Here is a 20,584-nt window from a genome sequence, read left to right on the forward strand (position 1 = left end):
GAACCGAGGCGAGATGGTCCTCGCTGGCGGTGGTCTAGCAACGGCATTCGCCTTGAACCAAGCGCAACTGGAGCCGGAATGCTGCCAATTTGAATGTATTGGGGGCGGACAAGGTATAGATCGGCGGCTATATGCAGTATCGCACTGAGGTTAAACGCGGTGAAGCGAACCTACGGCGACGCGCCCTGGTCGATTTATCTAGCGCTCCGTCATGGCTTCGCTCAGGGTTTTGTTGATCGGCTTTGTCAGATAGTGCCATACTGTGTTTCGCCCTGTCTGGATCTCGGCGGTCGCTGTCATTCCAGGCTGAATCTCGATTTTCTCACCTCGCAGATGAGGCTTCATTGGGCGCGGATCCGCGATGATGTGGACCCGGTAATGATAAACCTCGCCCTGCGGGCTCTGCTCAGCGAGCGTATCGGGGCTAACATACGTAACCCTGCCGAGCGCTGATCCGTAGATTGACGAATCATAAGCATCGAACTTGACGGAGGCGGGTTGCCCAACCCTGACATAGGCAATGTCGCTGGGTGGCATTTTGGTCTCCAGGATCAGCTGATCGCCGGTGGGTACGATGCTGACCACCTCGTCGCTCGGCCGTAAAACGCCACCAATGGTGGTGAGTCGAACATTCTTCACGATGCCATCCACCGGGGCCACAATGCGGGTATCTGCAAGCGCATCGCTGCGCTGATTGAGCACCTCCCGAGCGGTGACGAGATCTTCCTCCGTCTTGGTATATTCGGCCTGGAGATCCTGGATATATTTGTTTTTCGCATTCACGATCTGCGACTGAATGTCGGAGACGCCGCGCTGCAATCGCAGCACATCGGCCCGGCTGACGTCGCCATGTTGGAGCAATGGCATGTTCATGTTCAGCTCCTGCTCCATTAACCCGAGCATGGCGCGCAGTGAGGCAAGCTGATCCTGCAGCGCCTGCCGCCGTTTCTGGTAGAGCAGCGTCTGATTGGCCATGAAATCCGGGAACGGCTTTACTTCCGCGGGAAACTCCAGTGGTCGGTCGAACAGTTCGGCATTGATCCGCGCCATGCTTGACATCAGCGAGGCGACCTTGCCCTGCGCTTCGCCGACTGCTGCGCTGATCTTGGTGTCATCCAACTGGACCAGCAACTGACCCTTCTTCACGGCCTCACCTTCGTGAACAAGGATATTCGCAATCTTGCCGCCGTCGGTGCTCTGAATGACCTGAACCCGGCCGGTGGGGATGATCTGACCGGGCGCGCGGCTCACCTGATCGAGCTCCGCCCAGAAGGACCAGATCAAGGCGAGCGAAAAGAAGGCTATGATCCCGATGATGATCAAGGAGGATGGTCGGAGCCATCGGTTTCGGAAAGCAGGAGAGATTTTCATGCGCGTGCCCCCTTCGATGCATCCGCCACCTGATTGGCGGGCTGCGGCACTGATGGTGTTTTTTTCAGCCGGTTGAGGATCTCGCCCGTGGGACCATCAAGGGCGATCTGACCATTGGCCATGACAAAAACTCGGCTGGCGAGGTTCAGTAGCTGGAGCTTGTGCGTCACCAGTATCAATGTGGTGTCGAGGGTGAGGCTCGCCTGCAACGTGCGCAGGACGAGCGCCTCGGTATCTACATCGAGATTGGCCGTCGGCTCGTCCAACAAGATCAGCTTTGGCTTGGCGAGGAAGAGCCGCGTGAGCCCCGTCAGCACCCGCTGCCCGCCGGAAAGTCCCCGCCCACCTTCGCTGATGGGTAGGTCAAGACCGCGAGGATGCGCCGTGATAAGATTGGCGAGGCCCGTTCCTCGCGCTGCTTCCATGATCTCATCGTCGCCCGGATCTGAAAGGCCCAATGTGAGATTATCGCGAAGGCTGCCGTTCACGAGGCGATAGTCCTGCGGCAGATAGCCAATCTGGGCGCGCAGCAGATCCTCTGCGATCTGGCCCATATCGAGCCTATCCATGAGGATCTGCCCTTGCGCAGGGGCATAAAGTCCAGCCATCAGCTTGAGCAACGTCGATTTGCCAGAGCCTATGCCGCCAATCACACCGATCCGTTCGCCCGCGTTAATCTCCAGCCGTGGGATAACGACGCCGCTGCGCTGTCCGGGATAGGCAAACAAGACATTGTTGAACAAGAGGGTGGGCGAAAGGCGGTTGGGGCGGAGCTGGTCCACGTGCGGTGGCCGATCTACCGGCAGTTGCAAGATATTATCCAGCATTTGCAGAGATATTTTCGAGTAGGTCCACTGCACGAGTAGGGAGGGAAGCTGGCCGAGGAGAGGCCCGTTAACCCGGCCCGAAAGGATGGAACAAGCAATCAGCGCACCCATAGAGATGCGATTTTCAAATACTTCGACCGCACCCCAGGCGATGAGGCAAACATAGGCGATCTGCTGGATTGTGCCGAAGATCGTTCCGGCCATCGCCTGCAGCCTTTTCACGGGCAATTCCGCTGCATGCACCTCTTCGAGCAAATGGTTCCAACGTGATAGCAAGAACCATTGGCCCCGATTGGCCTTCATGGTTTCGGCAGCGTCCAACGCCTCTACAAGGAGACCATTCTTGCGGTTGCCACTTGCCTGCGCCTTGCCCGTGTTGTCGCGAATGAGCCAGGCGAAAATCAAGGCCACCAGAATTGCCAGAGGGAAGGAAATTGCCAGAACGATCGCGATGACGCCGCCGAGCTTGGCGATTACGACGATGAAGAGAATGGCAAATGGCAGGTCGGCAAGAGCAAACAACGCCGAGGATGACAACATCGCCCGGATCTGCTCCAGCCCCTTCAACTGCGCAGCCGTGGTGCCGATCGACGGAGGCCGGGCGTCCAGTCGGACCTCCGCGGTCCGCGAAAAAAAGAATTCCGACACTTCAGTGTCGATTTTGACCGCATCATCCTCAAGCATGTTTGCTCGCACTACGCGAAGGATGAAGTCGAACAGAATGGCCACGATCGCGCCGGCCGTGAGGACCCACAGCGTCGAGAACGCGCCCCGCGGCACCACGCGGTCGTAAACCTGCATCGAGTAGATGCTGGTCACCAGGGCGATGAGATTAACGACGAATGTGGCGAGTATCGCAAAGAAAATGGCATGCTTCCGGCGAAACACCGCCGACTTGAACACGTCGATGGCCCTTGTGAAGGTCTGGCGGCCCGCAGGGAGCGGGATGACCAAGTCATAAAGGTGCGCTCGGTCGGCATCGCGCCAGGTGGTGCTGATGCCCTCCTTGACGATGCTCAAGCGATTGTCGCTCTCCACCCGCTCGGCCACTGCCCAGCCGTGATCGGGGTGGTAGACCAGCAGCGGGAACTCATGCGCGCGCGGTGTTTCCACATAGGGCGTTGGGGGAGCCCAGCCCATTGTCTGGCAAACCAGGTCAAGCGTCGCCGGGTCGTCACCACTGATGTCGCGGGCAGCATCGGCCCAGTCAGGTCGCAGATCGACCCGTCGCATTCGAGCGAGTGTCGCAATAGCTGCAACGATTGCGTTCGTCACGTCAATTCCCCCCACCGGCTGCAAGCTGAGCCGACTGTTCAAATGTTGGGCGCCAGCGCCCGCTTCGCAGCATCACCCGCACGGCAGCGGACATCGCTGTGACCTGGGCATCCACCCTGCCCATTTGCGCCGTAACGGCCTCGCGCAAAGCGTTCATCACGTCGAGCCATGATCGCCGGCCGGTGATAAACTGACGCATGTAGCTCTCGCTGACGCGGGCCGCCGTTTCCGATGCTCCCGTGGAAATTCGAGCGCGCGCCCTGGCCGCATCATATTCGATGAGATCGTTCGTGATCTCGCGACGGAGTTGCTGTTCGCTCACGCGCACATCCTCGAGCGCGCCCTGGATCCTCAGCCGCGATCTTTCGACCTCGGATATTTGGCTCAAGCCGCCAGTGGTCTGCTGCCGCAAGACAAGCCCGACTCTGCTGCCAAACACATCATCATAAGAATACTGCGCATTTAATTGTGGCAGGATCGACGCCTTGCTGGCGCGCAGGTCAGCTTCGGCAACTGTCACCAGACCGCGCAGGCGCCGCAACTCGGGGTCGTAACCTACGGCCTGCTCTTCTAACGCGGTCCGGTTTGCCAGTTCGACAACCTCATATTTCGGGATTGCACCGAGATCATAAGCGGGGTCGGCGATAAGTTCTGCCAGGATCCGCAATGCAGACCGGCGCTGAGCGCGGGTGACCGTGTAGTCCTGTTCGATCTGGGCCGCCCGCGACCGGGCAAGATCAAGGTCGGCAAGGGGGCTCACCTCTTGCTCGACCCGCCGTTCCATGGTGCCGACCAACCGCTGATGCTCTTGCAAGCTCTCGGCAAGCAATTGCTCTCGCTGAGCAAGGCGCACGACGTCGAAATAGGTTTGGGCCGTTGTTTGGGCAAGCGTCACCACGGTTTCGACATAGGAGGAGGCAGACACGTCTTCCGCCGCCTTCGCGCGGCGGATGTCCGCGCTGAGCCGCCCGCCGGACCATATTGGAAGCTCGGCAACTACTTGCGGTTCCGGCGAAGCATCAGCGTCGAGATAGGCCAAATTGCCGGTCAAGCTGGGGAACCGGCGCCATTTAGCGGCTCGGACGTCGGCTGCTGCAGCGCCGAGCGCCGCACGAGCCGATTTCGCCGAGGGATAGTTGCGCGTCACGATGTTGACGGCCTGGTCTAGAGCGCGCGGCACCTGGGGGGGCGGCTCTGTCCAGCTAATCTCTGGTAAATGACCCTTCTCGACCTTCGGCGCTGGCGGACCATAGGGGACAAGAGGACCTTGCCTGGCTTCCGTGTCTGCCTGCACTGCCGCACTAGCTGCGGGGAGCGCAGAGGCAGACGTCTCGACCAATGGCTGGACAGGCAGCCCGCTTGCTCCTGTCTCGCCGATGGGCGCCCCGCCTTGCGCCATGGCAGATGACCCGACGAATTGAACCGCGCAGATGACGGCGATCGCACCTAACGCGCCTCCCCGAGACGAACGAGCAAAAGCTTTGCGGTCCAAAATTCAGTTTCCTGGCTAAATGTAAGTAGAAATGAGGGCGCGCTAGCGTTCGATCGTTAGATTGCGAGCGCGATGATCCTTCTCATCCTTGGTGAGGCTAACCAGTCCCGCCCGCTTGAGGCGCTCGAGCACTGCGTAAAAGCCTTTGTAGGATGTAGCGGCTACCTCCATCGCCTCATTGACGCGAAGCGGCCCTCCAATCATGAGGCGAAGAAGCACCCTCGCCTCGGGAGTGAGCAGCCGGAGCTGCTTCTTCCTAAAAAGCCGCGCATCGAAATCGATCAGTTCTCGCCAGCGCGGATCGCCGGTGTCGATCATCAGCAGGTCTTCAGTGTGGTCGTCCTCCATTGCCGATTGCCTGATCTTCCAAGGGTGGGAAGGTCCGTATAAAGTTTATATGTAAATGTCACACATAAAATGTCGCCGCCGGCATGTTTTTTCGGAGGGGCACGCGGCAGTGAAGAAGGCGGCAGCGGATAACGCAAGGAGCTGATCGTCGGTTAAGCGTTCCGGTTGTTAACGGCGGTCAGATTCCAGACCAGCACGGCGGAGTAAAGCAGGCCATTGAGTCTGAGCGCGGATGATGTGCAAAGGGCTTCGCTTGGGGCCCTTTGCATATTTGCCGTTGCGGCGGATCAGACGCTAGCGTGGGCGGGAGTGGCCTGGTTTTTGCTCCGCCCTGGCAGCGCGGCGGCGGTGAGCGGACTGCTTGAGGCGGTAGCTGTCGCCGTTCATGGTCAGGATGCTGACGTGGTGAGTAAGCCGGCCGAGCAGCGCTCCGGTGAGCCGCTCGGACCCAGAACTTGCGTCCAGTCGTCGAACGGCAGGTTGGACGTGACGATCGTCGATCCCCCCTCGTAGCGCTGCGAGAAGGTTTCGAATAACAGTTCCGCACCCGTGGACGAGAGCGGAACGTAGCCCAGTTCGTCAACGATTAGCAACTTCACGGCGGCAAGGTCGCGCTGCATCTTGAGCAACCGCTTTTCGTCGCGGGCTTCCATCAACTGGTTCACCAGCGCCGCGGCGGTGGTGAACGCGACGGTGAAGCCCTTCTGGCAGGCCGCCAGGCCCAGCTCGAGCGCGAGGTGGGTCTTGCCCGTCCCGCTGTTCCCCAGCGCAATGATGTTTTCCCGCCGCAGGATGTATTCGCAGCGCGTCAGCTCCAAGACGAGCATCTTGTTGAGACTGGGGATAGCCGTGAAGTCGAAGGTGTCGAAGCTCTTCATCGCCGGGAACCGGGCTGCGCGGATCCGGCGCTCGACCGTGCGGCGCTCCCGGTCGATCAGTTCCAGCTCGACGAGGCGCAGCAGGTAGCGGGTGTGATCGACGCCATGGCGCGCGCATTCCCCGGCCAGCTTCTCATACTCGCGCAGGACCGTCGGCAGCTTGATCTGATTGAGGTGATGCGCGAGCAGGACCTGCGGCGTGCACGCCGTCGTGCCGGCCGACATCCTGTCGTCCGCTGCCCTGCTCATGCTGCCAGTTCCGGCAGGAGAGTGGCATAGTCGGCGGCGCGCGTCGCATCTTTACCTCCATTTTGGGCAGGTGCGGATAGGAGGCCAGATCGAGCCGGGCGGTGCGGCGCTGGATGCGCGCCAGCGCGATCTGCTTGCTCGCATCGAAGCCGATGGCGCCGATGTGGATCGCCTCGTTCACCGCGAAGGTGACCACCTCAATCGGGATGGCCTGGTTTGTCACCGCCCTGCACAACCGGTCGTGCATCGCACATCGTCTGGACTCTGCTTATCCAGGAATGAGGTTTTTTCTTCGCAAAACGTTTTTTTTGTGTCCGGATCGACACCGCGCACGAAGTCCTTGGTATCCCCAGACTAATATGAGATCGTAAGAAATAAGACAGTAAGCGAGTAATGTCGTGTCCACCACTTTAGCCCCTGCCTCTGTCGCTATGCTCTGTCGCCAGGGGCGGTGGAACGACCTTACTCGTCAGGCGGGGCACTCCCCCTCCCGAACCCACCCCAAGTATGGGGGGTCGGCATGACCACCCCGCTGGATAAGGATGGCGACCACGCCCCTAGGCATCGGCCTCGCCGCGAGGACCTTCGCCTGAGGCTGTCGCCAGAGGACATGGCCGTTTTCGATGCAGCCATTGCGGACATGGGTTTCAAAGGCCCGCATGCCCGACAAGACTGGCTGCGCTCTCAGATCACCGGCATGGCCGCTCAGCCAAAGCGCAGTCGGGGCAAGGTTCGGCCCTCACATCAGCGGTTGCCGATGGCCATGCCCGGCGGACAGGAGGCGCTCGCGCTACTTGGCAACGTCGCATCCGACCTGCGCGACATGCAACGTGATCTTCGCCGCCTGCGTGAATGGCTGGACCGCATCGACCCCGTGTTCATCGCCGACGAGCATCGGGAGCGTGTCCGGAATGAGCTTCCGCTAGCCGCCCAGCGCGTCACTGCCGATATCGGCCGTATCGAAGCGCGGATCGGCACGCGGTTGGAGGAGGCGATTGACGCCATCCACAAGGCAGTGCGCCCATGATTATCAAGGTCGTCCGGGGCAGCTGCTTCGGTGGCGTGATCGACTATGTTACCCGGCGCGGCAAATATGCCGGCCAGGCCGACGCCCGCGTGCTTGAGGCGCCGGGTCTGTTCGATCATCGCACCTTCGCTGCCCAGCTGGCTTATGATGCCGCGCGGGATCCTAGACGCAGCAAGCCTGTGGTGCATCTGATTGCCCGCGCGGAGCGGTCCCTTACGGATGCGCAATATTCAGAATTGGGCAATCGGATGTTGAAGGTCGCTCGGCTTGAGGGGCGCGCGCATATCAAGGTGGTCCACGACGAACCGGATGACCATGAGGATAATGGCCACCTCCATCTTGTCGTGTGCGAGGTTGACGACGAAGGCAAGGTTCCCGCGCGCTTTCTCTGGGATAAGGTCAATCGCCGGGAAGTGACTGCCGAGGCAGCGCGCCATATGCCGAAGCGGTCCGTTGAGGGTCGGGCATGGGACAGCCAGTTAGCCTGGCGGCTTACCGCTTTGGCACGTGAGATTGAGCTCGAGTGGGGCCTTCGCCAGCTCAGTTCAAAGAGGGCGGCCCGGAATTCGGATGAACCGCAAATCAGCCGTGCCCAGCAGGAGCATCTGACGCGCACCGGACTGGTCCCGCTTCAGGATCGTTTCTTCCATGAGGTTCGCCATGCGCTGGCTCTGCCCACATGGGAAGAACGCGCTGCGGCGCTGGCCGTCCACGCGCTCGTCCTGCGACCCCATGAGGTGAAGGGCCGCGTGCGCGGCCTCATGGTGCAGAGCATCAACAACAGCAAGGACGCTGTGAAGGTTTCGGCATTCGACCTCGGCGGTATGCAAAAGCTCGACGCCAGCGCGGACATGCCGTTTCTCACCTGGCATCCTGAATATAAGGCCGCCGTCAACCTCCGCAAAACCAACATCGAATCCCGCAATGACCACTGGCGTGCCACGCAGCGCCAGTTTCACCTGCATTACCAACATTGGCAGGCCGCGCAAAAACGTCGGAATCTTGCCTTTAATCAGTATAAGCGGGCCAGGGCGCGAATTATCGCGGAGTTCGATGCGCGGCTGAGCGATGAACCGGACAAATTCCTGCATCGCGACATTCGGGCTGAACGGTCTGGCGAATTAGCGCTGATCAAGGCCGATCGGGATTTCGCGCTTCTGGAGGCAGGCCCAAAGGCGGCTCGTCCGACCTTTGCTGACTTCGTGGCGCAACGTGCGGACCAAGGCGATGCCGCTGCAGCTGAGGTCCGAAAGGATCTGCTATCCAAGACCTCTGAAACGCGACGACAGGCTCTTGACGAGCACAGGGCCCAGATTGCCAAACTCGCGGAAGCGGCCAGGGCAATCCGGGCGGATGCTGCACGGCTTCGTGCACAGCTGTCTGGGCTCGTCGCCAACCTGCGCGACAGTGTGGAACCTGCCCGGAAGCAAGCGGTTCGGATCCAAGCCGCGGCTTTGCATCGCAGCAAAATGACCGGCTGGAAGCTGGCGCGGAAAGCACGCGACTTGGCCAAGCGGTTGATTGAGCGGCTCGACAGCGCTGGGCACCGTATACGGGTCGTGCACGGCCGGGTCATCATCGACCGCTTCCAGCCAGAGAGGGAGGCGCAAGAACTGATAAGCGACCCGGCTCACCTGCTGATTTTCCAGATCGCGGCAGAGAGGCAAAGCCTGGCTATAAGATCGCTATGCGATGCTGTTGGAGGAAGTGCGGCCCTTGGCATGCGAGATGGGCGAATGGCGATCGACATCGCTGCTCTTCCGGCAGGCGTTCATGCGCATTTGCGGTGGCAGGGGGAGCCGGAAGTCCGAGCGGTTCTGGGCGATCTGCACGAGCGGCATGAGCAAGAAAGAACACGTGCCGCAGCGGAGTTTCAAGCCGAGAAGAACCGAGGGATGTCCGGTGCGCTCGCGGCACATCGTCTCAAGGCTCAAGCGACAGCGGCACGAGTTGCCGACCTTCGGGCGAAGCTTGTTGCAGCGGCACAGGAGCGTCAGGAAGACAGTTATGCCACAGCTATATATCTGTCGGCTTGGCGGTCGGCGTTACAGGATTTCCCAGTAAGTCAAATGATTGACGAGCGCCAGGCACGCACCATCGAAATCGGCGCAATCAAGGAGGTGCTGAACGATAAGGCATGTTACGGCGAGCATGTCGTCAGGAAGGTGATCGCTGCGCGGACTCCGGCGACGGCGATCCTCGGATCGGATGCGAGGCCGACGGACTGGGCTGATACCATGCTCAACGCAGCCCTCGAACAACCGGACATCAAGCGGCGAGCGGATGAAAATCGTGTTCGGGCCGCTGAAGAGGCGGAAATGTCATCTCGGTTTAGCGTGTTAGATAGGATGGAGCGGGCAGCGCGAGAGGAAAGCGCGAGCGACGGTTCTTGGGCAAACCTTTATAGCGAAATATTGCCCAAGCGGCCGGTCGATTTAGCGGCAGACCGGCATGATCTTTACAGATCGATCGATCGCGAGATTGCGGCCAAACTCCTCCAGCAGGGCTTGCCGTGGACTGATGTCCGCCACTCATTTGCCCGCTTGTCACCTCTCTCTTCGGACCTTCCAGGCGGAGTTCCCTTCAAAGATCATGTCGATGCCACGATGGCTGAGAGCGTAGCCGAGCTGCCACCGGCCGAGCAACGGAAGCGAGAGGCTGAACGGCGATCGTGGATTCGGCAGATGCGTCCAAGCCGGTCTGACGGGAACCCCGTCGAAACGCACATCAGCCTTCCCATGCAGCTACCGACGGCGCCTACAGCCTTGCCCTCATCCATCGACGCACCACGCCCTCGGCAAGCCCCTACTCGCGCAGCGAGGCGGGATGTCGTGCAGCAACGGCAGGACACGGGACGCTTTTTTGCACCTGATGGCCAGCCTCATGGACCGCTCAAAGAATTGCTGGAGGACATACAGCAAAACCGCGGCGACTATAAGCTTCGGGACGGCCAGCTTATTGCGCCTGGTTGGGCCGATGATGATCAGAAGAGCCTTCAAATTCTTCAGGAGCACTCCAATATCGGCGCCCTGCTCAAGCGGGCATTTGAGCAGGGCAAAGGTAAAGCGCGCGATCCACGTTCCGCGCGTCCGGCGGAACTGGAGCGCTAGACTAGTTCCTGCGGGATCGGCAGATCTGTCGCCCTGCAGCCGGAGCGCGTCCGTTCATGTGCTTATTCCGTAATGGGTTCCACGAGCCGCTTCGGGCGAGAGGGCCTGAGTCCGGCGCTCAACCTGTTTGCTGCCAGCTGCATCTGCGCGGAATGGAAGTCGCGCGAAAGGCGCAGAGCCGCGAGTTCGTTGACCAAGACCCTTTCCCGCGATCGCGATTCCGCCAGTAGCGCGGCCAGCCGTTCCTTTTCTTTATAGGCACTATCCCGTTCAGCATAAACCTGACACATCGCAACCGTGTCAGGCTCGGCGAAATCGCGGGGCAAGGTGATGGTGACCGACCAATTATCGTCGTTCACCTGCTGCATCGTTGCAACTACTCCGCGCTGCGTCACGCTAGGCATGCTTGTGTCAGCAGAGCGGTTGCCGGCACGCCATTCATCCAGCTGCTTATAGAGGCCGCCACCCGGTGAGCGTTCTAGATGCAGGGCGATCTGATAATTGGTCACTTCGCCGCTATGACCGGGCTGCTTGGCAATCTCCCTCTTCGCGCGGGCAAAATCTTCTTCGGTATGTCTGGCCATTAATGCCTCCTATCGGCAGGGCCGCGCCGTCGTGATCGCCGCGATATCGCAGCGGCTGGGACAGCATCGCCCTATTCTCAGCTAGTGCCGCGACGATATCGCGACTAAGCCTCGCCTCGTTAAGGTGCGGTCCAGCCTGCCGGAGGCTGAGCCATATGTCGCCGCAAGCGGCGAGCGGTCGTTGCCCAGCCTCGTCGCATCGCGGCGATATCGCCGTCCTGTGATAGAGCGACGACCAGCGAGAGGAGAGCAATTGCAATGGCCCTCGCGCGACGCATCGCGCCCGGTCCGCCACGACGGCGGGCGGCCCTTGCCGCAAGCATTGAGCCCACCGCCGCCAGCAACTCAGCGATCATTGCCAGCTGTGTCGGCGCCATTGATTTTTCATTCTGATCGGGCTCGCCATCCATGCGGGAATTATAGGAGGCGAAAACGCTGCAGCAAACCACCTCGTGCATGCGGATCTGGTGCGGCGTTGATTGGCACTATCGCGGCGATATCGCGATGATTGGAGTTGCGTCGCGGCATGATCGGCTAGTCATGCAGTCACTGTGGAAAAGCCACAGGGAAGAGGGCGCGCGATATTGCGCTGGTGTCAGGCGATCGCGCCATACGCGGATCACCAGATTTGAAGTCCCACCATAGCGGGTTTTCCGTAACCGGAGATCGTTAAGGGAAAAGGCAAGACGCCGCCCAGCGGCTCCGGTCCGCGACCGCTATCCGGCGGTGCGTCCCCATGGAGTAAATGAAATGCGACAGTGGCAGCGTCCGCCGCTTCAATATCCGCACGAGCACGTGACGGTGTTCGATCTCGAAACAATCGTCGATGAGGAGATGCCGGACGGCAGTTTCCCGCCTTGGCCCCGGCACAAGCCAGTAGCTGGCTCTTTTCTGACCGCCCACCGCCAAGGGCAGGACCATGACTTCACCCTTAACACATTCATCTGCCGCGAGGGCGGGGAGGAGCACTTCCTGCGCAAGGCCGACGCTTTGTTCCCCTCCGGATCAATGGCGGTAACGCTGAACGGACGCGGATTCGACACGCAGGTGCTTCGGCTACAGGCTCAGCGCCACGGCCTCTACGACTTGCGCAATATTGCCCGGATCGCCGAAGCGGGCAGATACGACATCGACCATCTTGATCTTCTCGATGCTTATGGCGGGAGGGGGGCGTCGCTTGCCGAGCTTTGCAACGCCTTGGACATTCCGGTGAAGACCAGCGTGTCCGGGGCCGATGTTGGTGATCTTTGGCGACAGGGCGATGTGAGGGCGGTGGCACGGTATGTGCAGGAGGATGTGCTAGCGAGCTACCTTGTCTACCTGCATGCCATAGCCTGGCGGCAGGGTGATGAACGGCTGATAGCGTTGCCGCTGGCCGATCTCAGCGTATGGATCGAGAGCGAGCCGAAGCTTCAGCACTTGAAACCCTTTGCGACCTGCCGTCCCGCCCTATGGGCGCGCTCCCGTGCGCCGGCGCTGCGTGCAGAGGCCGCCCTTGCTGATGCCGAGCTTCGGCGGAGGCGGGAGCGCGACGAAGCCGCGTTCGCCGCCCGCTAGGTCGGCTTCACCCCTCCTCCATCCAGACCAATTTGCGCGCGCTCATCGCTCCGGCTGTCCCCGGGGGTGATGGCGCGCGCCTGCATATCAGGACATGTTTATGACCCACGATCCCATCACCTTTGTTTCCCTCACTGTGGCTGCCGTTTCCATACCCGCCGCCGCGAAAAGCGATGCTGCGCCGGGCACGCATCTGATCGGCGCGGGGCTATTTATTGCCACACGCGATAGCTCCCACTGGCGGTTCAGCAGCGAGGCCGCCATCATCGCCGCAGGCGAGAAAGAGCAGAACCTGTTACTCTGGCTTGCCGACCGGCTGCCGTTGGCGGACACGTTGATCGGCTGGCAGATCGATCACCGGCTGGTGCCAGCGCTGCTCGATGCCGCTGCTCATGCGGACGCGACGATCGCGCACCATTTCACGCTGCGCCTCGCCCGGGCGCTCCGCAACAATGTCGTCGATCTGGCGATCGACCGGGGCGGCGCAGCGGCATCTGCTTTGTGGGAAGTTGCGGGAGAGGCTGCCATCGCTTCGCCGCGCATGACCGCAGATGCCTTGCTCGGCAACTGGAGCGTCGGCCGACTCGATCTCTTGCGCGCTGACTGCGGGTCGGAGGCGTTGGCCATCTGGCTCCTCTTCCTACGGCAGGCGCAGACAATGGGTCTGGACGCGGAAGACGAGACCGTCGCCTGGATGCGCCGCCGTAGCAGCATCCATTTGATTAAGAGCGAGCCCCGCGCACTTGGAGCGGAAAGGCGTGAAATCGGGATCCGTGAAGAGCGGAAAAAGTGAAATCCCCGGCTGACATGCCGTCACCTGAACATTGGAGTATCTGAATGACACACCCTTATCTCGCACGCAGTCAGGCATGGGCTTTGGCATTGCGGACCCTGATGGGTTATCCACCCCATCAGCCGACACGCCAGACCATGAGCTTCTGCACCAGCGGTCCGCGTGATTTCGCCGATATCGTGCATCTGACCCAGCTCGCCACTCAGACGCGGACGGACATGCTGCATCTGACCTTTGCCGAACTGGATGACCCGGAACCATGCTTGGTATCGCTGGTGTTGCACCAGCCTCTCTGCGTCGAATGGATGCCGGGCTGTCAGCTCTATGCGGCAAGCGACCGGGCTCCGGTCGAGTTGCTTCAAGGGGAAAGGCGCTGGTGCATCGACGAGCGTAACCAATTGGTCAGCGACAAGTTGCCGCCTCGCCATCTTCTGGTCCGCGGCGAACAGATCGCTTGGGCGCGCTGGCGCAAGGCGGCAGTGGACATGGATGGCATCGAACTCACGGGCAACAAGTTCGTGCCCCAAGGGAAGCCTCTCGCCGATGCCCTGCCGACCGAGGCGATCAAGGTCGTCGGCTGAACCATCGCTTCAATTACCGCGTCGTCAGGACGCCTCCAGCGCCGCTCCTGTGGGCAGCGTTCGCGTTTTTAAGGAAACCTATATGTTCATCACCCAGGATCAACTTCGTCAGGCCCGCCGGGAGCTGGTTGTCCGTCCTCGCAGCATATCGCGGATTGAATGGCCGGACTTCAAGATCAGGCCGATTTCGGAAGAATGGCAGTATTTCGGACGCGTGCCTGCGTATAAGTCGGCGGTTGCGAACACCGCCTACATCTGGCGCGACAGCGAACCGGTCGACCGCTTCGGCCCCATGCCTGCCCGTTTCGCAGCGCGTCGTTTCGAACTGAAAGGGTCGGGCTTGTTGCTGCCAGCGAGCGCGCCCCTCTGGGCCGGGTCGGATCCTTATAAAATCTGGTCGGAGGCGGACGCTGTGGCCGTCGCCACGCGCGATCCAACCGCCGTCGCGGCGTGGCATGCCGTGATGGATATCCCCCTCAATGTCCGGCCGGAAAACTGGCGCTGGCTCTGTGAAGGTTTTCTGCACAGCCAGCTGGTGCAGCAGGGCGCCGCGGTGGCGTGGGCGATTCACGCCGTGGAAGGCACCGATGGGGAGTGGATCATCAGGCCCCATATGCATGCCATTGTGACCGCACGTTACTGGCGCCGTGACAAGCGCCATGGTCGCCGTCACCCCAACTGGATCGGCAGCTGGGCGCAGCAGAAACGAATGGAATTCGCTTGGCGGCGGCGCTGTTCCAGCATGCGCGATCTCACGCGCGCGGGCTTCTTCGTCAACGGTTGCTGGCCGTCGCTGATCCGCTAACGACGTTTCCCCCTTCGGCACGCGATGATAGCGATGCCGAGGGGGCTTTATCACGACGATTGGGTTGACATCCCTTTGCAGATGACCCGGACGAGCCGTCCGAAGTCTCAGCGTCAGCTGTGCATCCGCCTTTCTAATCAGCCGTTGCACCGGTCAGCGGCCATCCGGCTAACCCGCCAAAGCCGGTGGTTCGATGGCGTCGCCGTCAGGCCCGGTCCCCATTTTGCCGATCGTCAACGCCATGCACTTAACCCTGTAATTGCTACAGCCCCTATATAGCGTGTCACCGGCATCATAAGGAAATGGCACCGTGGCCGGCGGCTGCTGCGGCGGATCAGCCGACAATGGCGGTAAGACGGACGATCGCGTCTTGCGACGCGCGCCTGGAATCACCGTGAAACAGACTAGAGGCGACCTACCCTATATCGAATGACGCGCTCCGCTGGCGACGTTCCATAATCCGGCGGGCGCTTTCGGCCTCCCGCATCCACGAATCGGCGGCGGTGAGGCAGATCGCCCGCACATTGGCCAAATCGCACAATTCTGCTTTGCTGAGGTGATGTTCGGCCTGAGCTGTGCAGAATTCCACAGATAGGGGGTTCATCGCTCAAGCCTTTCCATAAGCGAAGAGGCCCACTCGGCGGCAGGGCGGGCCTCAGGTTCCAGGCTGTTCTGTGAGGGGAACAGATCAGCCTGCCTATGGTGAACAATCTCAATGATCGGTAGTTCCTCGCCGCGACACGTCGGCTGCGCTCCCTGCTGGTGTGATCGCATCCAAACGGACTATCCATAAGCGCGCTAAGCTGCAGCGCTCTCCAGTGTTACACTGATGACGATTCAAGGTCATGGCCTCGTCAGCCGTGCATTGCTCCCACTAGGGAGGTGAATTTGAACGCAGAAACACAGGAGATCCTCGACCAGTTCTACTGGAAAAATGGCCCCTGCTGCGCCGGCTGCGACCACTGGCGTCCCCTGAGTGCGTTTGTTGGTGAATGTGAGAAAAGCACGCTGCATCCAGTGGCCGTTGAGCCACGAAGACGTTATGATGGTGGAGTCGTGACTACGCTAAGAGGCAGGAATGTAACCGAGCGGCATCATAGATGTGAAGCTTTCGAGGACAGCTTCCCATGGCAAGCCATGCCGCTGCCCTACCTGGAATGTATCGGAGCGCTATCCGATAGGAGAAAAGTCGAATATCCGCGACTAGAGCGGGGAGGCGATGGTGAATTCGCTACCTAGGGCGACAGGGCTTGCCTTCTATTGATGGCGGTTAAGCGCGTATTCCCGCCCGTTCCACCGCTCGACGGGAAAGCAGAACCCTGGCCCACCAATTTCGATGTCAGGCCAGCCGCCCACGCCTTTTGCGCGAAGAAAATTGGGGATGCCGTGGCTTGCAGTTATCAGTTTCCAGTCGCCGCTGGCCTGTTTGCTCACGATGGTGAAGCCGGTGACGGTCATGCCGAAGCAGTAGGTGCCGCCTTCCATGATGACCGCCTCGACTTGCCCGTCGCCGTTCAGGTCCCGCACCGTCTCGATCGTTCCAGGGCTATAGCTTGGGGTGCCTGGGTCACCACATGCGCGCCATTGGCCGCGCTCCAGCTTAAAACCGCCAGCCCGAAAAGCGGCAGCGCGATCGGCGGAGGACAAGTTCGTCTGGCTGGAGGCAGGCGATGCCGTAATTAGGAACGCAATGGAAGCGGCCGCTAATTTCATGTCACTCTCCTCGTCCAGAGTGAAACAGTCCCATTATCAGCGCAACCGGCGCACCATTCAATGGTGCATTTGGAGAAGTCGGGCAGAGATTAGTGCTTGCTAAGGTCTCAGCCACTGTCGGTGAGACGCCATGTCCGAGCGTGGTGTCGGGTGGCTCGCCTCGAACATGTCGGTATCGAGGGTTAGTGTTGCGACCAGAGCCTCAGACATGGGAGACGAGCCATGGAACGGAGTACAACATTTATCGGGCTGGATGTAAGTAAGGAAACGATTGCGGTCGCGATTGCCGAAGGTGGTCGTCGCGGTGAGGTGCGGTTTTACGGAACCATCTCCAGCAAACCCGAGGCCGTGGCCAAACTGGTCAAGACGCTGGCGGCAAAGCACGGGCCGCTGGCCTTCGCTTACGAGGCAGGGCCAACCGGCTACGGCCTGTATCGGCAGCTGATCGAACTGGGCTATGCCTGTCACGTGGTGGCGCCTTCGATGACGCCAGCACGGCCCGGCAGCCAGATCAAGACCGATCGCCGTGATGCCGTTGTTCTGGCCAGCCTGTTTCGAGCCGGCGAACTCACATCGATCTGGGTTCCCGACACGGAGCACGAAGCCATGCGCGACCTCGTCCGGGCTCGGATTTCGGCGGTAGAAGCAGTTCGTCGGGCACGGCAACAACTGCTGTCCTTCCTTCTGCGCCATGGTCGAACCTACAACGGTGGCATCAAACATTGGACCAGGAAGCACCGCCGCTGGCTCGGCGATCAGCGTTTCGATCACCCAGCTCAGCAGATTGCGTTCGAGGAATATAACCGCGCCATCGAGCAGGCGGAGGTTCGCCGTTCGCGGCTTGAGAAGCAAATCGAGACGCTGCTGCCCAACTGGTCTCTCCATCCAATGGTGGCAGCTATCCAGGCATTGCGGGGCATATCGCTCATCGCAGCGGTAACGATCATTGCGGAGGTGGGCGATTTTCGGCGCTTCGCCAATCCTCGTCAGCTTATGGGTTGGCTCGGACTTGTACCACGCGAACGGTCGTCGGGGTCAACGCGCTCGCAGGGGAACATCACCAAAGCAGGCAATAGCCGGGCCCGCCGCATGTTGGTGGAAAGCGCCTGGACCTATCGGCTCCCTGCCCGGGTCGCTGGAGACCTCCTCCGCCGCAGCGCCAATCTCTCCCAGGAGGCGCGGGACATCGCGTGGAAGGCGCAGGTCCGCCTCTGCGCGCGCTACCGTCGCATGCTGCGTTCGGGGCGGCCAAAGAATGTCGTGACAGTCGCCATCGCACGCGAACTGGCTGCCTTCGTCTGGGCAATCGCCATCCAGTCTCCCGCCCCGGTGCAAGCCGCTTGACGCACCTCAACTAGACAGAAAAGGAGCCGCAAGTTCCTCATTCATGCTGTGCAGCGTCGGGCGCGGTGGCCGGTCAGGGCAACCCTCGATTTGATTCAGCGAGCAACACTCGCGCCAGTTGAGACAGCAGGAAGGTCCGAGACGAACCACGGTCCTGCGGTAGCCAACCCGCGTATCAGAGTCTGAGCAACCGTCGTCTTAGTGCCGCCGCGTCCGACCCTGCACAGCCGGTATCCCCTGCACGCCGAACGAGGCGGCGAAAACCTGCGAGCTCAATCTTGAAATCGGACATGAGAATCAAAAGCCCCGCCTACTCAGCGCAGGAACGGGGCAAGTTTGGGTCGCACTGCAGGACAAATGCCTGCATGATCAGAATGCCGCATTTCCGTTACGGAATCGATACCGAGATTGAAGGGGAGAAAAGTTTCGTGAAGTTGGCTCGTTCTGGCTTGCGATCCCTCGCGGCTTTCGAGTCATTCGCGCCATCCGGCGAAAGAAAGACGAAAGCACTGCCCCTGGCATGCACGTCGATCGCAGGCACAAGCAGATTCAGGCAGCCTCGCCGATAGCGCTCCTTGCGGACCTGGAGAATAGGGTCCATATTGGTTCTGCAGGGGCCACGGCCAGGTGCCTTGGCACGGGCCACTGACGTTCAAACGCAGAGTTTTCTCTATATTTTCAAAGGCTTGTTGATCTCAGTGAGATTGGCTGGGGCGGCAGGATTCGAACCTGCGCATGGCGGTACCAAAAACCGCTGCCTTACCGCTTGGCTACGCCCCAGCAGGGCCGGCGAGCTTCGCCGGTGCGGCACGTCCTATAGCGCGTCATTCGCGAAAGGAAAGCCTAGTCATGGCGCTTCGATGACGCCAATATGGGTCAGGCTCCTTCCATCGGAATCACCCCGCATCATGTCGGTTTCCAATGCCCAGATCGCTCCTGCATCCCCGCTGTTCCTGCGCGAGGACGAAATAAGGCGCGGGATCGAAATGCTCTATTTCGGCTATGCCGCGCTCACCCGTTCCATCGACGAGGGGCTGGCGGCGCAGGGGCTGGGGCGCGCGCATCACCGGGCGCTTTATTTCATTTCGCGCCAGCCGGACCTGACGGTCAAGGATCTGCTGCGCCTGCTGTCGATCACGAAACAGTCGCTGGGCCGGGTGCTCAACGACCTGATCGAGGGCGGCTATATCGAAACGCGCACCGGGACGAGCGACCGCAGGCAGAAGCTGCTGCGGCTCAGCCCTGCGGGGAAGGAACTGGAAGCGTCGCTGTTCCGGGCGCTGCGGGAGAAGATGGCGGCGGCCTACGGTCAGGCAGGGCAGGGATCGGTGACGGGTTTCTGGCGCGTTCTTGAAGGGCTGATCCCCGATGCGGACCGGTCGATGGTCTTCGGGTTGCGCACCGGATAGTTGCTCTTACGCAACTTTATTCACGCTGCTGCGCTTTACCGGCTCCAAGACGCTTCATGACAAGGGCAAGAGGAGCCAAAAATGCGTAAAACCCTGATCGCCGGACTGTCCATTCTGGCCGTTGCCGGCCTGTCCGCATGTTCGGAAAAGACCGAGGACAAGGTCGCGAACGCGGGCGCAGCCGTGGGCAGCGACATCGACAACAATCTCGATGCCGCCGGCGAGAAGATCGACAACGGTCTCGATCATGCGGGCGCGGCCATCGACCGGAGCGCCGACAAGGTCGATGCGGCAGCCGACAATGCAGCCGCCGACGCGAAGCGCGAAGGACGCGAAGCCAAGCATGACGTTGGAAGCGCAATCGAGGATGCCGGGCGAGACATCAAGAATTGACCAGCGTCCGATTGCACGGGCAAAGGCGGAAGGGGGCGTGAGGAGCGCCCCCTTTTTTCATGCGCCCGTCAGCCGCGGCGGAAGACCGGCGGACGCTTTTCGAAGAAGGCCGCGAACGCCTCTCGCGCTTCGTCTCCGGTCAGCGCAGCGCGGAATGCCTCCGCTTCTTCCTGCATCCGGGCGTGGAGAGCGGCAGGATCGCCTTTCATCAGGCGCCTCGTAGCGGCCAGCGCCTGCGGCGGCTTGGTCATGAGCAGCGCGGCCTTGGCGCGGGCGTGGTCGATCAGTGTTTCGCCGGGCACCACTGCCGTCAGCAGCCCTGCCCCATCCGCCGCCGCCGCATCCATCGGTTCGCCGAGCAGAAGCATGGCCGCCGCCTTCGCATGGCCCATCAGCGCCGGAAGCAGCAGACTGGAACCCGCCTCGGGCGCGAGGCCCAGATTGGCGAAGGGCATGACGAAGCGGGCGTCCGGCGACGCATACACAAGGTCGCAGTGCAGCAGCATCGTTGCGCCGACCCCGACAGCGAGACCCTGAACGGCGGCGACCAGAGGCTTGTCGAACGTCGCTATCGCCTGAATGAAGTCGAACGCCGCCGCGCCGCCTTCCGGCCCCTTCATGAAATCGCCGAGGTCATTGCCCGCACAGAAGGCGTCGCCGCGACCGGCGAGCAGGACGGTGCCGATTTCCGCGCGCGCGGACGCATCGGCGAGCGCGGCGATCATCGCGCGATACATGGCGGCGGTCAGCGCGTTTTTCTTGTCCGGGCGGTTGAGGTGCACTTCCAGCACGCCGCCCTTCTCCACGATTGCGACATCCTCGCTCATC

Annotated in this window: 18 protein-coding genes, 1 tRNA gene and 1 pseudogene; 9 read left to right on the top strand and 11 right to left on the bottom strand. The window is 61.1% G+C overall.

Annotated features, from left to right (window positions below; translation table 11 throughout):
- Positions 1–198 precede the first annotated feature (198 nt).
- The 6 genes and pseudogenes from SAMIE_RS09820 to SAMIE_RS24120 all read right to left on the bottom strand — a co-directional run bounded on the left by SAMIE_RS09820 (position 199) and on the right by SAMIE_RS24120 (position 6,687).
- Entirely contained in the window at positions 199–1,323 is a 1,125-nt protein-coding gene (locus tag SAMIE_RS09820; protein WP_232037413.1) for an HlyD family efflux transporter periplasmic adaptor subunit, read from the bottom strand.
- A 44-nt stretch (positions 1,324–1,367) separates the two neighbouring features.
- Positions 1,368–3,473 carry an ATP-binding cassette domain-containing protein gene (locus tag SAMIE_RS09825; protein ID WP_126516810.1) on the bottom strand — a complete coding sequence of 702 codons (2,106 nt, stop codon included), beginning with the start codon at positions 3,471–3,473 and terminating at the stop codon, positions 1,368–1,370.
- A gap of 1 nt (position 3,474) precedes the next feature.
- Positions 3,475–4,872 carry a TolC family protein gene (locus SAMIE_RS09830; protein WP_232037419.1) on the bottom strand — a complete coding sequence of 466 codons (1,398 nt, stop codon included), beginning with the start codon at positions 4,870–4,872 and terminating at the stop codon, positions 3,475–3,477.
- Between the two features lie 135 nt (positions 4,873–5,007).
- Entirely contained in the window at positions 5,008–5,313 is a 306-nt protein-coding gene (locus SAMIE_RS09835; protein WP_066703095.1) for a MarR family transcriptional regulator, read from the bottom strand.
- Positions 5,314–5,607: 294 nt separating this feature from the next.
- Positions 5,608–6,440 (bottom strand): annotated as a pseudogene (istB, locus tag SAMIE_RS09840) (IS21-like element helper ATPase IstB).
- Positions 6,325–6,687: a hypothetical protein gene (locus tag SAMIE_RS24120; RefSeq protein ID WP_157077777.1), complete on the bottom strand. Its 363-nt coding sequence runs from the start codon at positions 6,685–6,687 to the stop codon at positions 6,325–6,327. Before SAMIE_RS24120 ends, istB begins: the two are co-directional and overlap by 116 nt.
- Positions 6,688–6,960: 273 nt before the next feature.
- Here SAMIE_RS24120 and SAMIE_RS09845 point away from each other — a divergent pair, with 273 nt between their 5' ends.
- Positions 6,961–7,467: a hypothetical protein gene (locus SAMIE_RS09845; RefSeq protein ID WP_126516811.1), complete on the top strand. Its 507-nt coding sequence runs from the start codon at positions 6,961–6,963 to the stop codon at positions 7,465–7,467.
- Positions 7,464–10,577: a hypothetical protein gene (locus SAMIE_RS09850; protein WP_066703091.1), complete on the top strand. Its 3,114-nt coding sequence runs from the start codon at positions 7,464–7,466 to the stop codon at positions 10,575–10,577. The genes SAMIE_RS09845 and SAMIE_RS09850 overlap by 4 nt, the downstream gene beginning before the upstream one ends.
- 62 nt (positions 10,578–10,639) lie before the next feature.
- On the opposite strand, the gene SAMIE_RS09855 is transcribed toward SAMIE_RS09850, so the two are convergent.
- Both SAMIE_RS09855 and SAMIE_RS09860 read right to left on the bottom strand, forming a co-directional pair.
- Positions 10,640–11,161, bottom strand: coding sequence for a hypothetical protein (locus tag SAMIE_RS09855; RefSeq protein ID WP_066703088.1), 522 nt, complete (start codon positions 11,159–11,161; stop codon positions 10,640–10,642).
- Between the two features lie 119 nt (positions 11,162–11,280).
- Positions 11,281–11,571, bottom strand: a complete 291-nt coding sequence (locus tag SAMIE_RS09860; RefSeq protein WP_232037414.1) for a hypothetical protein — start codon at positions 11,569–11,571, stop codon at positions 11,281–11,283.
- 340 nt (positions 11,572–11,911) lie between these two features.
- On the opposite strand from SAMIE_RS09860, the gene SAMIE_RS09865 reads away from it, so the two are divergent.
- The 4 genes from SAMIE_RS09865 (at position 11,912) to SAMIE_RS09880 (ending at position 14,897) form a co-directional block, all read left to right on the top strand.
- Positions 11,912–12,718, top strand: a complete 807-nt coding sequence (locus SAMIE_RS09865; protein ID WP_066703085.1) for a 3'-5' exonuclease family protein — start codon at positions 11,912–11,914, stop codon at positions 12,716–12,718.
- Positions 12,719–12,818: 100 nt separating this feature from the next.
- Entirely contained in the window at positions 12,819–13,511 is a 693-nt protein-coding gene (locus tag SAMIE_RS09870; protein WP_066703082.1) for a hypothetical protein, read from the top strand.
- A 44-nt stretch (positions 13,512–13,555) separates the two neighbouring features.
- Positions 13,556–14,092, top strand: coding sequence for a hypothetical protein (locus tag SAMIE_RS09875; protein ID WP_126516813.1), 537 nt, complete (start codon positions 13,556–13,558; stop codon positions 14,090–14,092).
- A gap of 82 nt (positions 14,093–14,174) precedes the next feature.
- Entirely contained in the window at positions 14,175–14,897 is a 723-nt protein-coding gene (locus tag SAMIE_RS09880; RefSeq protein ID WP_066703077.1) for a MobA/MobL family protein, read from the top strand.
- A gap of 1,257 nt (positions 14,898–16,154) precedes the next feature.
- On the opposite strand, the gene SAMIE_RS09885 is transcribed toward SAMIE_RS09880, so the two are convergent.
- Positions 16,155–16,610 carry a hypothetical protein gene (locus SAMIE_RS09885; protein ID WP_232037415.1) on the bottom strand — a complete coding sequence of 152 codons (456 nt, stop codon included), beginning with the start codon at positions 16,608–16,610 and terminating at the stop codon, positions 16,155–16,157.
- Between the two features lie 222 nt (positions 16,611–16,832).
- On the opposite strand from SAMIE_RS09885, the gene SAMIE_RS09890 reads away from it, so the two are divergent.
- Entirely contained in the window at positions 16,833–17,954 is a 1,122-nt protein-coding gene (locus tag SAMIE_RS09890; RefSeq protein ID WP_066703072.1) for an IS110 family RNA-guided transposase, read from the top strand.
- Between the two features lie 705 nt (positions 17,955–18,659).
- Here the strand turns inward: SAMIE_RS09890 and SAMIE_RS09895 are convergent.
- A tRNA-Gln gene (locus SAMIE_RS09895) sits at positions 18,660–18,734 on the bottom strand.
- Positions 18,735–18,862: 128 nt separating this feature from the next.
- On the opposite strand from SAMIE_RS09895, the gene SAMIE_RS09900 reads away from it, so the two are divergent.
- Positions 18,863–19,363, top strand: coding sequence for a MarR family winged helix-turn-helix transcriptional regulator (locus SAMIE_RS09900; RefSeq protein ID WP_066703127.1), 501 nt, complete (start codon positions 18,863–18,865; stop codon positions 19,361–19,363).
- Between the two features lie 81 nt (positions 19,364–19,444).
- Positions 19,445–19,756 carry a hypothetical protein gene (locus tag SAMIE_RS09905; protein WP_066703067.1) on the top strand — a complete coding sequence of 104 codons (312 nt, stop codon included), beginning with the start codon at positions 19,445–19,447 and terminating at the stop codon, positions 19,754–19,756.
- 68 nt (positions 19,757–19,824) lie between these two features.
- On the opposite strand, the gene SAMIE_RS09910 is transcribed toward SAMIE_RS09905, so the two are convergent.
- Positions 19,825–20,583, bottom strand: a complete 759-nt coding sequence (locus SAMIE_RS09910) for an enoyl-CoA hydratase-related protein (RefSeq protein WP_066703065.1) — start codon at positions 20,581–20,583, stop codon at positions 19,825–19,827.
- Position 20,584: the final 1 nt, after the last annotated feature.

The sequence above is a fragment of the Sphingobium amiense genome, assembly GCF_003967075.1.
In the GTDB taxonomy this organism is placed as follows: Bacteria; Pseudomonadota; Alphaproteobacteria; order Sphingomonadales; family Sphingomonadaceae; genus Sphingobium; species Sphingobium amiense.